The organism is Cupriavidus sp. FW216-B1 (assembly GCF_058789195.1).
In genome coordinates this window covers 16,883-32,057 of sequence record NZ_JBYTEL010000026.1, presented here as the reverse complement: position 1 = coordinate 32,057, position 15,175 = coordinate 16,883, and the positions used below count along the sequence as shown (strand labels likewise).

Annotated in this window: 14 protein-coding genes; 1 reads left to right on the top strand and 13 read right to left on the bottom strand. The window is 68.2% G+C overall.

All coding sequences use genetic code 11. The features are described 5' to 3' along the window. Window positions 1-189: 189 nt before the first annotated feature. The 4 genes from AC3WXD_RS31155 to AC3WXD_RS31140 form a co-directional block, all read right to left on the bottom strand. Window positions 190-690 carry a flavin reductase family protein gene (locus tag AC3WXD_RS31155; protein WP_492325384.1) on the bottom strand — a complete coding sequence of 167 codons (501 nt, stop codon included), beginning with the start codon at window positions 688-690 and terminating at the stop codon, window positions 190-192. A 1-nt stretch (window position 691) separates the two neighbouring features. After that, window positions 692-1,933, bottom strand: a complete 1,242-nt coding sequence (locus AC3WXD_RS31150) for a styrene monooxygenase/indole monooxygenase family protein (protein WP_454732297.1) — start codon at window positions 1,931-1,933, stop codon at window positions 692-694. Window positions 1,934-1,962: 29 nt separating this feature from the next. Then, on the bottom strand, window positions 1,963-2,751 hold the full coding sequence (locus AC3WXD_RS31145; RefSeq protein ID WP_492325383.1) for an SDR family oxidoreductase: 789 nt from the start codon (window positions 2,749-2,751) through the stop codon (window positions 1,963-1,965). Between the two features lie 120 nt (window positions 2,752-2,871). Continuing rightward, the gene (locus AC3WXD_RS31140; protein ID WP_492325382.1) at window positions 2,872-4,107 is read right to left on the bottom strand and encodes a dienelactone hydrolase family protein; all 1,236 of its coding nucleotides are present in this window, start codon (window positions 4,105-4,107) and stop codon (window positions 2,872-2,874) included. A gap of 297 nt (window positions 4,108-4,404) precedes the next feature. Between AC3WXD_RS31140 and AC3WXD_RS31135 the strand changes: the two genes are divergently transcribed. Beyond that, a complete protein-coding gene (locus AC3WXD_RS31135; RefSeq protein WP_492325381.1) occupies window positions 4,405-5,418 on the top strand; it encodes an AraC family transcriptional regulator in 1,014 nt (337 codons plus the stop codon). Between the two features lie 117 nt (window positions 5,419-5,535). Here the strand turns inward: AC3WXD_RS31135 and rpsJ are convergent, their stop codons facing one another. The 9 genes from rpsJ to AC3WXD_RS31090 form a co-directional block, all read right to left on the bottom strand. Beyond that, window positions 5,536-5,844 carry a 30S ribosomal protein S10 gene (gene rpsJ / locus AC3WXD_RS31130; RefSeq protein WP_006160488.1) on the bottom strand — a complete coding sequence of 103 codons (309 nt, stop codon included), beginning with the start codon at window positions 5,842-5,844 and terminating at the stop codon, window positions 5,536-5,538. A gap of 95 nt (window positions 5,845-5,939) precedes the next feature. Beyond that, the gene (tuf, locus tag AC3WXD_RS31125; protein ID WP_020207180.1) at window positions 5,940-7,130 is read right to left on the bottom strand and encodes an elongation factor Tu; all 1,191 of its coding nucleotides are present in this window, start codon (window positions 7,128-7,130) and stop codon (window positions 5,940-5,942) included. A gap of 81 nt (window positions 7,131-7,211) precedes the next feature. Next, window positions 7,212-9,320 (bottom strand): elongation factor G, encoded by a 2,109-nt coding sequence (fusA, locus tag AC3WXD_RS31120; protein ID WP_059416023.1) that lies wholly within the window; start codon window positions 9,318-9,320, stop codon window positions 7,212-7,214. 117 nt (window positions 9,321-9,437) lie between these two features. Then, on the bottom strand, window positions 9,438-9,908 hold the full coding sequence (gene rpsG / locus AC3WXD_RS31115) for a 30S ribosomal protein S7 (RefSeq protein WP_017224519.1): 471 nt from the start codon (window positions 9,906-9,908) through the stop codon (window positions 9,438-9,440). A 224-nt stretch (window positions 9,909-10,132) separates the two neighbouring features. Then, window positions 10,133-10,510, bottom strand: coding sequence for a 30S ribosomal protein S12 (rpsL, locus tag AC3WXD_RS31110; RefSeq protein ID WP_006162330.1), 378 nt, complete (start codon window positions 10,508-10,510; stop codon window positions 10,133-10,135). 371 nt (window positions 10,511-10,881) lie between these two features. After that, window positions 10,882-12,738, bottom strand: a complete 1,857-nt coding sequence (recQ, locus tag AC3WXD_RS31105) for a DNA helicase RecQ (RefSeq protein WP_020206077.1) — start codon at window positions 12,736-12,738, stop codon at window positions 10,882-10,884. A gap of 142 nt (window positions 12,739-12,880) precedes the next feature. Continuing rightward, window positions 12,881-13,663, bottom strand: coding sequence for a 3-oxoadipate enol-lactonase (pcaD, locus tag AC3WXD_RS31100; RefSeq protein WP_059416025.1), 783 nt, complete (start codon window positions 13,661-13,663; stop codon window positions 12,881-12,883). Between the two features lie 42 nt (window positions 13,664-13,705). Continuing rightward, window positions 13,706-13,990 (bottom strand): muconolactone Delta-isomerase, encoded by a 285-nt coding sequence (gene catC, locus AC3WXD_RS31095; protein WP_020206075.1) that lies wholly within the window; start codon window positions 13,988-13,990, stop codon window positions 13,706-13,708. Between the two features lie 52 nt (window positions 13,991-14,042). After that, on the bottom strand, window positions 14,043-15,089 hold the full coding sequence (locus AC3WXD_RS31090; RefSeq protein ID WP_492325380.1) for a cyclase family protein: 1,047 nt from the start codon (window positions 15,087-15,089) through the stop codon (window positions 14,043-14,045). Window positions 15,090-15,175: the final 86 nt, after the last annotated feature.

Genomic DNA, 15,175 nt, shown 5'->3' with positions numbered 1-15,175 from the left:
AAAGAAGACGGCGCGCGGCCAAAACGGCCAGCCCACTACCCATAGACAAACGGGTAGCCTTACACTATATCGCACTGGTTTGGAAAGAGCAAGCACGGCGTGGAATGACGCCGCACGTCGCGGCGCCGCGTGTTGCTTTGTGACGTTTTCCGCTACTTTTGCCGGCCGATGGCGGCGTCATGCGGGGCTTCAGCGGCCCGCGGCGTCGCCGATGCGGACGAATTCGCCGCCATAGAACACCAGCGGCTCGCCCTCCCCGGCTTCAAACCCCTCGACCGCGCCCACGATCAGCAGATGGTCGCCGACCGGGTCGGCGCGCTCGACCCGGCACGCCAGCGTGGCCAGCGCGTCTGCCAGGTAGGGCACGCCGCGCGGGCAGCGCCGGTGCGCGACGCCGGCGAACTTGTCCGCCGCGGGCGTGGCGAAGCGGCGCGCGAGCTCGCCCTGCTCCGCGCGCAGGATGCTGATGCCGAAGGCGGCGCCCGGCGCGAAGTGCGCGGCGCTCGGCGAATGCAGGGCCAGGCTCCACAGGATCAGCGGCGGCGCCAGCGACAGCGAGGCGAACGAGTTGACGGTCAGGCCGAGCGGACGGCCGCCGGCGCCGCACGCGCCGATGACCGCCACGCCCGTGGCATAGCGCCCGCACGCGCGCCGCAGCGCGCGCGCATCGCCGGTGGTGGCCGCCGCCATCTCAGGCCGCCCGCGGCAGGTGCCGCTCGATCATCTGCTGGCACGCCGCGGCGTCGGCCCACCACGGGAAGAAGTCCGGCGGGTTGTCGAAGCCGTTGGCGATGCGCGCGGCCAGTGCCGGCGCCTGCCCGGCCGCGCCGAGCAGGGCCAGGATGTGGGGCGGCGGCGGCGTGAGCAGCGAGTTGGTCCAGTTGACCACGTCGCCGGCGTATTGCCAGTAGCGCGCGAAGGTCCGCGCCATCCAGCCGGCGTCGAAGGCGCGCTCGCCGTGGGCGACGATGGCGTCGAGATAGACCTTGCAGCATTTGGCGGCGTTGTTCGAGCCCTGGCCGGTGATGGGGTCGTTGACGACCACCGCGTCCGCCATGCCGAACACCAGCCGCCCGGACGGCAGCGTCATGACCGGGCGGCGCACGGTCGGCGTGAAGCGCCCGGCCAGGATGCCCTGCTCGTCGGTCAGCGTCACGGCTTCGCAACGCTCGGCCTCCCACGGCAGCCAGGTGCGCAGGATGCGCAGGCTCTCGGCGAGGTGCTGCTCCGGCGTGCGCGCCTCGGCCCAGCGGTCCATCGGGCCGCCCGGCACGCCTTCGAACACCATGATCTCGCAGGGCCCGCCCAGCGTCAGCGCCGGGAAGACGAAGTACTCGCCGACGCCCGGGATCAGGTTGAAGGCCACGCGCGAGAACGGGCTGCCCGGGCGCATGCCGTTCACGTAGGTCAGCGCCAGCGCGCGCTGCGGCGCGGTGAACGGGCTGCGCGCGGCGTCGCGCTCGAAGCGGTTGACGATCTCGCCCTTGCCGGCGGCAAGCAGCACCAGGTCGTGCTCCGCGGCCAGCGCCTCGAGTTCGGCGATGCCCGCATCGGCGATGCGCAGGTCGCCGCCGCGCTGCGCGAAGGCTTCCATCCAGGCCGGCATCTTCAGGCGCTGGTCCACGGCCTGCGCCGGCCGCTCGAGGCGCGCGGCCCAGTCGATCAGCTTCGCGCCGGGCTGCTCGGGATGCGGCACCGCCAGGCCGATGCCTTCGACCGGCGGACAGGTATCGCCCCACCAGTCGAGCGCGAGTTCGCGCTCGCACTGCAGCGCGCGGTCGAACATGCACTGGCTGGACATGACCTTGCCCGCGCGCACCTGCTCCGGCGTGCGGTTGGTCATCAGCGTGACCCGGTAGCCCCGGGCCTGCAGGCCGAGGGCCATCTGCAGGCCGGACTGGCCGGCGCCGACGATGGCAATGCGTTGGCTCATGACGATCTCCTCGATGTGGACAAGTCGCTTCAGCCGGCCAGGCGGGGAATGGCGGGAACGTTCTGCTCCGGCCCCATCGCGCCATAACCGCCGTCCACGGCGTAGTCGGCGCCGGTGACGAAGCTGGCGTGGTCGGAACACAGGAACAGCACCACCTGCGCCACCTCGTCCGGCTCGCCGGCACGGCCGAGCAGATGGAAGTCCGCCGCCACGCGGTCGGTGCGCGCGCGGTCGCCGCCGCTGACTTCATCCATCAGCCGGCACCAAGTCCAGCCCGGCGAGACCGCGTTGACGCGGATGCGGTCGGGCGCCAGGTCCATCGCCATGCTGCGCGTGAGCTGGCGGATCGCGGCCTTGGAGGCGGGATAGAGCCAGCGCCCGGTCTGCGCCACGCCGGCCGAGATGCTGGTGAAGTTGACGATGGCGCCGCCGCCGCGCGCGCGCATGGCGCCGTGCACGGCCTGCGCCAGCATCACGCCGGACACCACGTTGACGTCGAGCGCGGCAAGCCAGTCGCGGCGCGTCGAGCGCAAGCCGTCGTCGAGGTAGGTGCAGGCGAGGTTGACCAGGTAGTCGATGCCGCCGAAATGCCGCGACACCTCGGCCACGGCCGCTGCGACCTGGGCGTCGTCGGTGATGTCGGTGCGCACGAACAGCGCCCGCTCGCCGAGCTCGGCGGCGATGCGCGCGCCGCCGGCCGCGTCGATGTCGAGAATGGCCACGCGCGTGCCGGCCCGTACGAAGGCCCTGGCCACGCCGGCCCCGATCAGGGTGGCGCCGCCGCTGACGATGGCGACCTTGTCCTGCAGTCCTTTCATGACGTTGTCTCCTGATGTGAGGCGTTGCCCGCGCCGCGCGGGCACGCCCTTTTTTTTGCTATGCGATGGATACGCCGGATGCGCCGGATGCGTCGCGGCGGGATGCCGGGCGCGCGCGGGCTACTTGCCCTCGCTCTCCCGCCAGCGCGCCATCAGCGTGTTCGACGGCAGCGTCTCGTCGATCAGCTTGCGCGCCGTTTCCACGCCGGCCACCGGCAACCCGGCGGGATCGAGCTTGCCGATCTGCACCAGCACGCTGGCCTGGTCCCAGTAGATGTGCTCGTGGTAGAGCTTGTCGCCGCGGAACTTGACGATGGCGATCAGCGGGATCTCCACGCGCTTGCCGGTGGGCGGCACGCCGGGCAGCATCCAGTCGATCCCGCAGGTATGGGTGAAGCAGAACAGCAGCTCGTCCACGATCTGGCTGGCGCCCACCGTGCGCGACAGCGGGATCAGCGTGGTGTCGGGTGGGTTGCTGTGGACGAAGTGGTTGGCGTAGAAGCGCCTGAGCTGGCCGTGGCCCACGCCGCCGGTCATGGTCGGGATGTGGTTGACGTAGGGCTGGGCCACCATCGTCGCCATCGTGGCGTCGACGTCGCGCGTGGCGAATTCGTATTCGCAATGCTTGTCCCACAGCGCCGAGAAATCGTAGTGCGGGCCCATCTCGGCGCGCAGCGCGGCGATCGAGCGCTGGTGCGCCATCAGCGCGGCGGGGCGGTCGTAGTGTTCGCCGCCGGCGCGCGCGAACGCATGGTCGGCGCCGGGATAGACGTACAGCTCGACGTTCTCGCGGGCGCCCAGCGCCTCGCGGATCCGCGCCTGCGCCTCGGGCGGGCAGAAGCCGTCGCTGCCGGCCACGTGCAGCACCAGGCGGCCGCGCACATGGCGGGCTTCGTCGAGCGCGCGCTCGATGCCCACGCCGTAGTACGCCACCGCGCAGGCCACGCCGTCCAGGCGGCAGGCGGCGAGATAGGCCAGCTTGCCGCCCAGGCAGAAACCCAGCACGCCGGTCTGTCCCGCGCATTCCGGGCGCGCGCGCAGCGCGGCCAGCGCGGCGCCCACGTCCCGCACGCCCGCGGCTTCGTCGAACTGCTGGTAGAGGCCGAGCGCGCGCTGGAAGTCCGCGCCGCGGTCGCCCAGCTCGATGCCGGGCGCGATGCGCCAGAACAGGTCCGGCACCAGCACCGTGTAGCCTTCCTCGGCGTAGTAGTCCGCCACCGCCCGCATGGTGGCGTTGACGCCGAAGATTTCCTGGCACAGCACGATGCCCGGGCCCTTGCCCGCGGCGGGGGTGGCCAGGTAGGCGCTGAACGTGCCGCCGCCGTCGGCGGCGTGGATCTGGATGGTCTGGCCCATGAATGGCGCTCCTTCTTGTCTGGTTTGGGGGGCGGGGCTGCGGTGCCGGATTGCATGATGGGCGATCCGCACCGCAGCAAACTAGCCGCCGGCTGCAGCGGCTATCCGATTAGTGCAGGAAAATGCCGGGCCGGGCAAGCGCCGCGCCGCCGCCGCCGCGCGGCAATCCACTATAGTGGTGCGAAGGAATCCGTCCGCCGGCCCGCGCGGGCGCCGGGCCGTGCGCTGCGCGGCGGCGCCGCGCCGACCATGCGGCCCCTTCAGCAACGGCGCGCCATGACGCCGAGGAGCGAGACCATGCCGCAGCCCCCCGCCGCCACGGCCGCCGAGCCGCTGGCCGGTGCCTTGCTGTCAGACCCGAGCAGGCTGGTGTTCGCCTCGGCCGACCACGCCCGCACGCGCGCCGCGGTCGGCGCCGTCTTCAAGCCGCACCGGCTCGCCATTGCCGGCACGACGCTGGCCGCGCGCATGCATCACGCGCCGCTCGGCGCGGTGTCGTTCAACCGGCTGGCCTACGGGGCCGAGGTGCGCATCGAGCCGGGGCCGCTCGAGGATTTCCTGCTGGTGCAGATGCCGGTCGGCGGCAGCGCCGAGATCCACTGCGGCGCGCAGCGGATCGTTTCCGACCGCGACACGGCCTCGGTGCTCACGCCCGCCGATCCGGTGCGGATGCGCTGGAGCCACGACAGCGACCAGTTGATCGTGCGCGTGGAACGCAGCGCGCTGGAACGGGTCTGCGCGGCCCACCTCGGGCACCCGCCGCGGCAGGCGCTGCGCTTCCAGCTCGGCATGGCGTGGCGGCGCGCGGCGGCGTGGTACCAGTTGATGCACTACCTGGCGGACCTGCTGGCGCAGGCGCCGGACACGGCGCGCCATCCGCTGACCGCCTGCCAGCTCGAGCAGTTGGTGATCGGCACGCTGCTGACGGTGCAGCCGCACAATCTCAGCGAGGCGCTGCAGGCGCGCGGCAAGCCGCTGGCGCCGCGCCACGTCAGGCGGGTCGAGGAATACATCCACGCGCATGCCCACGCGCCGCTCACGCCCGCCGTGCTGGCGGAGGTGGCCGGGGTCAGCCTGCGCGGGCTGTACGCGGGCTTCCGCGAGCATCGCGGCATCAGCCCGATGGCCTACCTGCGCGCGGTCCGGCTCGAGCGCGTGCGGCACGACCTGCTCGGCGACAAGACCGTCGATTCGGTCACGGCGGCGGCCTTGCGCTGGGGCTTCAGCCACCTGGGACGGTTCAGCATGGAATACCGCAAAAGCTTCGGCGAAGCGCCGGGACAGACGCTGCGGCGGCGCGGGCCGGCATGAGGAAGGGGCCGCGCCGGGACGGTACGAGGAGGAGGCGCGCAAAAACAAAAACGGCGAACCGAAGTTCGCCGTTTTCGTTGCCCGAGGCCGCCTGGGGCGGCCTTGCGCGGAATGGCTTTACACCTTGATTTCGACGTCGACGCCTGCCGGCAGGTCGAGCTTCATCAGTGCGTCAACGGTCTTGTCGGTAGGATCGACGATGTCCATCAGGCGCTGGTGAGTGCGGATCTCGAACTGATCGCGGCTGGTCTTGTTGACGTGCGGCGAACGCAGGATGTCGAAGCGCTGGATGCGGGTCGGCAGGGGCACCGGGCCCTTGACGATCGCGCCGGTACGCTTGGCGGTATCCACGATTTCGGCTGCCGACTGGTCGATCAGGCGATAGTCGAAAGCCTTCAGGCGGATACGGATCTTCTGGTTCTGCATGATATTTCCTTAAAAGAGCGATGGGCGCATGCGCCCTGGAACATGGGAAAAGGCCAGCGGCATTGTACCGCCAGCCAGTTCCAGGAAGTTTTTTATCAGTCGAGGATCTTGGCCACGACGCCGGCGCCGACGGTGCGGCCGCCTTCACGGATGGCGAAGCGCAGGCCTTCTTCCATCGCGATCGGGGCGATCAGCTTGACCGTGATCGACACGTTGTCGCCGGGCATGACCATTTCCTTGTCCTTCGGCAGCTCGATCGAGCCGGTCACGTCGGTCGTGCGGAAATAGAACTGCGGGCGGTAGTTGTTGAAGAACGGGGTGTGACGGCCGCCTTCGTCCTTCGACAGAATGTAGACCTCGCCGGTGAAGTGCGTGTGCGGCTTGATCGAACCCGGCTTGCACAGCACCTGGCCGCGCTCCACGTCTTCGCGCTTCGTGCCGCGCAGCAGCAGGCCCACGTTGTCGCCGGCCTGACCCTGGTCCAGCAGCTTGCGGAACATTTCCACGCCGGTGCAGGTGGTCTTGACCGTCGGCTTGATACCGACGATTTCGATTTCCTCGCCGACCTTGATGATGCCGCGTTCGATACGGCCGGTCACCACGGTGCCGCGACCCGAGATCGAGAACACGTCTTCCACCGGCATCAGGAAGGTACCGTCAACGGCACGTTCCGGCGTCGGGATGTAGGTGTCCAGCGCGTCGGCCAGGTTCAGGATGGCCACTTCGCCCAGCTCGCCCTTGTCGCCTTCGAGCGCCAGCTTGGCCGAACCCTTGATGATCGGGGTGTCGTCGCCGGGGAACTCGTACTTCGAGAGCAGTTCGCGCACTTCCATTTCGACCAGCTCGAGCAGCTCGGCGTCGTCGACCATGTCGCACTTGTTCAGGAACACGATGATGTAAGGCACGCCGACCTGGCGGGCCAGCAGGATGTGCTCGCGGGTCTGGGGCATGGGGCCGTCGGCGGCCGAGCACACCAGGATCGCGCCGTCCATCTGGGCGGCACCCGTGATCATGTTCTTCACATAGTCGGCGTGGCCCGGGCAGTCGACGTGCGCATAGTGGCGATTGGCCGTTTCGTACTCGACGTGGGCGGTATTGATGGTGATACCGCGTGCCTTTTCTTCCGGCGCTGCGTCGATTTCGTCGTACTTCTTGGCCGAACCGCCAAACTTCGCTGCCAGCACCGTGGCGATCGCTGCCGTCAGCGTGGTCTTGCCGTGGTCAACGTGACCGATCGTACCAACGTTCACGTGCGGCTTGGTCCGCTCGAACTTTTCCTTTGCCATTTTTCAGCTCCTAATGGAATGCAGTCTTTTATACAGTTCATTGCACCGCCGCGCGGGTCGCGCGCGGCGGTTAAGCTTTACTTACTTGCCCTTGGCCGCCATCACCGCTTCGGCGATGTTCTTCGGCGCCTCGGCGTAGTGCTTGAATTCCATGGTGTACGTGGCGCGGCCTTGCGTGGCCGAGCGCAGCGACGTCGAATAACCGAACATTTCCGACAGCGGGACTTCAGCCTTGATGATCTTGCTGCCGCCCACCATGTCGTCCATGCCCTGCACGATGCCGCGGCGGGACGACAGATCGCCCATCACGGTACCCGTGTAGTCTTCCGGCGTTTCCACTTCCACGGCCATCATCGGCTCGAGCAGAACCGGGCTGGCCTTGCGCATGGCGTCCTTGAACGCCATCGAGCCGGCCATGCGGAACGCGTTTTCGTTCGAGTCCACGTCGTGGTACGAACCGAACGTCAGCGTGACCTTCACGTCCACCACGGGGAAGCCAGCCAGGATACCGGCCGGCAGCGTGTCGACGATGCCCTTTTCGACCGCCGGGATGTATTCGCGAGGAATCACGCCGCCCTTGATGGCGTCGATGAATTCGAAGCCCTTGCCCGGCTCTTGCGGTTCCAGCGTGATCACGGCGTGACCGTACTGGCCGCGGCCGCCCGACTGCTTGACGAACTTGCCTTCGACGTCCTCGGCCTTCTTGCGAATGGTTTCGCGGTAGGCCACCTGCGGCGCGCCGATGTTGGCTTCCACGCCGAATTCGCGCTTCATGCGGTCGACCAGAATTTCGAGGTGGAGCTCGCCCATGCCCGAAATGATGGTCTGACCCGATTCTTCATCGGTACGCACGCGGAACGACGGATCTTCGGCGGCCAGGCGGTTCAGGGCGATGCCCATCTTTTCCTGGTCGGCCTTGGTCTTCGGCTCGACGGCCTGCGAGATCACCGGCTCCGGGAAGATCATGCGCTCGAGCACGATCGGGGCAGCCGGATCGCACAGCGTATCGCCCGTGGTGGCGTCCTTCAGGCCCACCGCGGCGGCGATGTCGCCGGCCAGCACTTCCTTGATTTCTTCGCGCTGGTTGGCGTGCATCTGCAGAATACGGCCCAGACGCTCCTTCTTCTGCTTCACCGGGTTGTACACGGTGTCGCCCGAGTTGATCTTGCCCGAGTACACGCGGAAGAAGATCAGCTGGCCGACGAACGGGTCGGTCATGATCTTGAACGCCAGCGCCGAGAACTTCTCGCTGTCGTCGGCCTTGCGCTCGAGCTTCTTCTCGTCGTCGCTTTCGTCCACGCCCTTGACCGGCGGGATGTCGACCGGCGACGGCAGGAAGTCGATCACGGCGTCGAGCATGCGCTGCACGCCCTTGTTCTTGAACGCGGTGCCGCACAGCATCGGCTGGATTTCGCAGGCGATGGTACGGTCACGCAGCGCCTTGACGATCTCGGCGCGGGTCAGCTCTTCGCCGCCCAGGTACTTTTCCATCAGCTCTTCGCTGGCTTCGGCGGCGGACTCGACCATCTTCTCGCGCCATTCTTCAGCGGTAGCCTGCAGCTCGGCCGGGATGTCCTGGTATTCGAACTTCACGCCCTGGCTGGCTTCGTCCCAGATGATCGCCTTCATTTCCAGCAGATCGACCACGCCCTGGAAGCCGTCTTCAGCGCCGATCGGCACCACGACGGGCACCGGGTTGGCCTTCAGGCGGGTCTTCAGCTGGTCGTAGACCTTGAAGAAGTTCGCGCCGGTACGGTCCATCTTGTTGACGAAGGCCAGGCGCGGCACGCCGTACTTGTTGGCCTGACGCCAGACGGTTTCCGACTGCGGCTGCACGCCACCCACTGCGCAGTACACCATGCACGCGCCGTCCAGCACGCGCATGGAACGCTCCACCTCGATGGTGAAGTCCACGTGGCCCGGGGTGTCGATGATGTTGAAGCGGTGTTCGGGATAGTTGCCGGCCATGCCCTTCCAGAAGGCGGTGGTCGCAGCGGAGGTGATCGTGATGCCACGCTCCTGCTCCTGCTCCATCCAGTCCATCGTGGCGGCGCCATCATGCACTTCACCGATCTTGTGGTTCACACCGGTGTAGAACAGGATGCGCTCGGTCGTGGTGGTTTTACCCGCGTCAATGTGAGCCGAGATACCGATATTGCGGTAGCGCTCAATGGGAGTCTTACGAGCCACTTTAATCCTCTATTCGTCCGTGAGGCGCCGGCATCTCATTGCCAGCGCCCGTAACACAAACGGGCGAGCGTGTCGCGACACAGCCCGCCCGGCAACCAACGACGTAACCCGCGCGCCTTAGAAGCGGAAGTGCGAGAACGCCTTGTTGGCTTCGGCCATGCGGTGCACTTCGTCGCGCTTCTTCATCGCGCCGCCGCGGCCTTCCGATGCTTCCAGCAGCTCACCTGCCAGGCGCAGCGCCATCGACTTCTCGCTGCGTTTTTTCGCGGCCTCGCGCAGCCAACGCATCGCCAATGCCAAACGACGCGACGGACGGACTTCGACCGGAACCTGATAGTTGGCGCCGCCCACGCGACGGCTCTTCACTTCGACCACCGGCTTCACGTTGTTGATGGCAACGGAAAACACTTCGACGGGGGCCTTGCCTGCCTTCTTTTCGATCTGGTCGAACGCGCCGTAGACGATGCGTTCGGCAACCGACTTCTTGCCGTCCAGCATCAGCACGTTCATGAACTTGGCAACTTCGACGTTACCGAACTTCGGATCAGGCAGAATTTCCCGCTTGGGGACTTCACGACGACGTGGCATCTTCTTTCCTTTAGATTCAGTTGAGAGCGCGGCACAGATTTCCCGCTCTCCGGCCACCAACTAGCTTGCCTTCCATTCAGGCAAATTCGCCGGGTGACCACTTACTCGACGGCACGGCGCAAAAAACGCTCCGTTGTACCGCCGCCTGGTGACAGCACCATGACGCAACCGCCACAGGCCATCGGTTATGGCTTCGGGCCTCGGCCCAGGCTGCAAGCCTTGACTTAGGCAGCCTTCGGACGCTTCGCGCCGTACTTCGAACGAGCCTGGCGGCGATCCTTCACGCCTTGCAGGTCGAGCGAGCCACGGACGATGTGGTAGCGCACACCCGGCAAGTCCTTCACACGGCCGCCGCGGATCAGCACGACCGAGTGTTCCTGCAGGTTGTGGCCTTCACCGCCGATGTACGAGATGACCTCGAAACCGTTGGTCAGGCGCACCTTGGCGACCTTACGCAGTGCCGAGTTCGGCTTCTTCGGCGTCGTGGTGTACACACGGGTGCACACGCCGCGACGCTGGGGGCAGTTCTCAAGCGCCGGGCTCTTGCTCTTGACGACTTCAGAGACGCGCGGCTTGCGAACCAGTTGGTTGATAGTTGGCATTGTTCAATCCAGCTTGGTTTTACGAAAAACACCCCTCCGCCACAAGCAATGGGCCGGAAGGGCAACGACGGGTTTTGGGCGGGAAAGGTGAGCGGGCGCTCTTGAGACGGGACCTGTGGAAGTACAGACGGCCAAAGAGCGCGAGCTCGCCGGGGATCCCGCTGCGACCACACCACCGGAGACATCGTCGATCCCCCGGCAGGCTTGCCGATTGCGGACCGGAGGCCACAAATCCGACAGGCGAGCGAAATCCAAAGCCAAAAACTCGAATCTGACATGCTAGCAGGGCAATCGCAAACGGTCAAGCGGGTATACGTATACGTTCCCCTGTGCCGACCATGCCGCCGACATGCGCCGTTGCCGGCCGGCCGCTACACCGCGCCGAGCGTCTCGAGGATCGCGTCGCCGTAGCGCTCGAGCTTGGCCGCGCCGATGCCGGGCACCTCGGCCAGCGCCGCCAGCGAGTCCGGCGCGCTGCGCGCCAGCTCGGCCAGCGTGGCGTCGTGGAAGATCACGTAGGCCGGCACGCCGTGCTCGCGCGCGGTGTCGGTGCGCCACTTGCGCAGCGCTTCCCAGTTGGCCAGCGCGTCGGCGTCCATGCCGGCGGTGTGGTCGGTGCGCGTGCCGCTGCCGCCGCGCGCGGCGCGCTCGCCGCTGCGCCCGGGCTTGCTGGCCTGCCGCCGCAGCGTGATCGGCATCTCGCCCTTGAGCACCGCGCGCGCGGACTCGCCCAGCAGCAGCGAGCCGTGGCCGCCGTGGTCGATCACCAGCAGGCCGTGCGCGATCAGCTGGCGGAACACCGCGTGCCACTCGGACACCGAGCGCTCGGCGCCGATGCCGAACGTGGAAACCTTGTCGTGCCCCCACTGGCGCACTTTCTCCGAGGCGTTGCCGCGCAGCACGTCGACCAGGTGCGTGGCGCCGAAGTGCACGCGGCTGGCCTGCGCGGTGCGGTAGACGCAGGACAGCGCCATCTGCGCCTCGCGCGTGCCGTCCCAGGTGGCGGGCGGCTCCAGGCAGGTGTCGCAGTTGCCGCACGGCTCGCTGGCTTCGTCGAAGTAGGCCAGGATGCGCACGCGGCGGCAGCCGGCGGTCTCGCACAGCCCGAGCAGCGCGTCGAGCTTGGCGGACGACACGCGCTTGTGGGCTTCGTCCGCCTCCGACTCGTCGATCATGCGCTTCTGCTGCACCACGTCGCCCAGGCCGTAGGCCATCCAGGCGTTGGCGGGCAGGCCGTCGCGGCCGGCGCGGCCGGTTTCCTGGTAATAGCCTTCCATGCTCTTGGGCAGGTCCATGTGGGCGACGAAGCGCACGTCGGGCTTGTCGATGCCCATGCCGAAGGCGATGGTGGCCACCATGATGACGCCCTCTTCCTCGCGGAACCGCGCCTGGTGGTGCTGGCGCACGCCGGCGTCCATGCCGGCGTGGTAGGCCAGCGCGTTGAGTCCCTGGCTGTTGAGCCAGCTCGCGGTTTCCTCCACCTTCTTGCGCGACAGGCAGTAGACGATGCCGCTGTCGTGGGTGCCGTCCGCGGCGAGGTGCTCGGCCTTGATGAAGGACAGCAGCTGCTGGCGCGCATTGTCCTTCTCGACGATGCGGTAGCGGATGTTGGGGCGGTCGAAGCTGGAGACGAAGACGCGCGCGTCATGCAGCGACAGGCGCTCGACGATCTCCTCGCGCGTGACCGAGTCCGCGGTGGCGGTGAGCGCGATGCGCGGCACGTAGGGGAAGCGCTCGTGCAGCACCGACAGCTGGATGTATTCCGGGCGGAAATCGTGCCCCCACTGCGACACGCAGTGCGCCTCGTCGATGGCGAACACGCCGATGCGGGTACGCTCGAGCAGGTCCTGGAAGCGCGGCGTCATCAGCCGCTCGGGCGCCACGTAGAGAATCTCGAGCCGGCCGGCGAGCAGGTCGCGCTCGACCGCCGCGGCCTCGGCGCCGCTGAGCGTCGAGTTCAGCACGGCGGCGTGCACGCCGGCCTCGGTCAGGGCCGCCACCTGGTCCTGCATCAGCGCGATCAGCGGCGACACCACGATGCCGGTGCCCTGCCCCGCGCGCTGGCGCAGCAGCGCCGGAATCTGGTAGCACAGCGACTTGCCGCCGCCGGTGGGCATCAGTACCAGGCAATCGCCGCCGTCGGCCACATGGTCGATGATCTCGGCCTGGCGGCCGCGGAAGGCGTGGTACCCGAAAACATCCTTGAGAATCGCCAGCGCGCGCGACATAGGGAAACGATAGCGGTGAAGCCGGAAAAGCCCCGGCAAGCCGGAAAGGCGTAACCATACCACTAAGGGCCCGGCACGGACGTTTCCAACCGTTGCGCGCCCGCGCGGCGCCGGCCATCCCGCCGGCGCCGCGGCGCCGGCTTCAGCCCTGCAGGAAGTCCAGCACCGCCCGGGCGAACGGCTCGGCCTGCTCCAGGTTCGAGAGATGCGCGGCCGGCGCCAGCTCCACGTAGCGCGCGCCGGGAATGGCCTGCGCCAGGAAGGCGCCGTCGCGCGGCGGCGTGGGCAGGTCGTTGGCGCCGGCGATCACCAGCGTCGGACGCGTGATGGCCGCCACGGCCTCGCGCAGGTCCGAGTCGCGCACCGCGCGGCAGTTGGCCGCATAACCGGCCGCGTCGGTGGCGCCCAGCATGGCCAGCAGCGATGCCACCAGCGCCGGCTGCTGCGCGGCAAACCCGGGCGTGAGCCAGCGCTCGACCACGGCCGCGGCGATCGACGCCACGCCGTCGCGCTCGACCGCCGCGGCGCGGTTGGTCCAGTTCTCGGGCGGGCCGATGTAGGCCGCGGTGTTGCTCAGCACCAGGCGGTCGATGCGCTGCGGATGATGCACGGCGAGCCACATGCCGGTGATGCCGCCCATCGACAGGCCGCAGAAATGCGCGCGCGCGATCTGCAGGTGGTCGAGCAGGCCGATCACGTCCTGGCCCAGCTGCGCGATGGTGTACGGGCCCGGCGTGACCGAGGACGCGCCGTGGCCGCGCGTGTCGTAGCGCAGCAGCCGGAAGCGCTGCGAGAACGCGGCCACCTGCGGCTGCCACATGTCGAGATTGGTGCCGAGCGAGTTGGACAGCACGAGCACCGGCAGGCTGGCGTCGCCGTCGAGGCGATAGTGCAGGCGGACGTCGGGTAGGTCTGCGTAAGGCATGGTGTGCGGGACTCCGGTGGATCGGTGGGTTGGCGGCGCGGCTCAGTTCTGCGCGATGGCCGAGCCGTGCTGCGCCAGCGCGGTCACGGTGATGTCCATGTACGGATAGAGCGGCAGCGAGGTCAGCAGCGTGTGCAGCTCGTCGTTGTCCTTGACGTCGAAGATGCTGACATTGGCGTACTGGCCGGCCACGCGCCACAGGTGGCGCCACTTGCCTTCGCGCTGCAGCTTCTGCGACAGCGCCTTTTCATCGGCCTTGAGCTTCTCGACGAACTGCGTATCGAGCGAATGCGGGATGCGGACGGTCATTTCTGCCATGAACAACATGAATATCTCCTGGGCTTGGCGGTACGTCGTATTTCGTGCGTTGAATGAAAGGTCACACCGTGGCGACCGGCGTCAGCGGCGAGCCGAGCGCGCCGGGCAGCCGCAGCGGCGGCGCGCTGAGGAAGAAGCGCGTACGGCCGTTGGCGCGCAGCCAGCCGGCCAGCTCGCGCAGGTACCATAGCTCGCCCAGCGGCAGGCCGAGCTTGAACAGGCAGTGGTGATGCAGCGGCAGGGCCGGCGCGGCGCCGCTGGCCGGGCGCGCGGGAAAGCGCTCGACCGCGTAGTTGTCGGCCGCCAGCGCGGCGATGCCGCTGTCGGTGATCCATTGCAGCAGGCGCTCGTCGCGGCCGTCGAGCGCGGCGCAGCTATGGTGCAGGCGCTCGGCGTCGGGCGTGCCGTTCATCTCCAGCACCATCTCGGCAAAACCCGTGCGCAGCACCAGGATGTCGCCCTCCCCGATCTCCACGCGGTCGGCCTCGATCACGCGCATCAGGTCGTCGTAGCCGAGCGTGGCGAACCCGCGGCCGTGGTATTCGGCGACGTCCAGCAGCACGCCGCGGCCCTGGACGCCGTGCGCGGCGAAATGCTCGATGCCCAGCGCCGCGGCGTGGCTGTGGTCGTGGCCGCACGGGTGGGCGGCAAACCCGTCGGCCTCGGCGTAGTCGACCGGGCCGACGATGTCCTGGTTGGGGCGGAAGCCGTTGTAGTAGACGCGCTCGGCCACGCCGTCGCCGTCGGCATCGAACAGCGCGCCGACGTGGGCCAGCGAATCCCATTGCGTCGAGTACTGCAGCGACAGCAGGACCTGGTCGTCGCTGAGCACGTCGAGCGCGTTGGCGTCGACCTTGGCCAGCGGGAAGTTGACGTAGGCGATGCCGTCGCGGAAGGTCGGGCGCAGCTGCGGCGGATGGCGCCGCACGTTGAGCGCGTTGCCGCCCGGCAGGTCGAGCGGCAGCGAGAGGCAGAAGGTGTTGCCGGTGCGGATCTCGCGCGCGGCGTCGCGCACCTTGTCCGGCGTGATCAGATTGAGGCGACCGAGCTGGTCGTCAGGGCCGAACTCGCCCCAGTTGGAGCCGTCCGGCCGGTTCTTCCATCGCATGTTGGTCTCGGGTCGTTGCGCCGGCGGGCGCCTGCGCGGGCAGGGCGCCGCGGGCCGGCAGGCGGGCGGCGCGGTGGCCGCTCAGG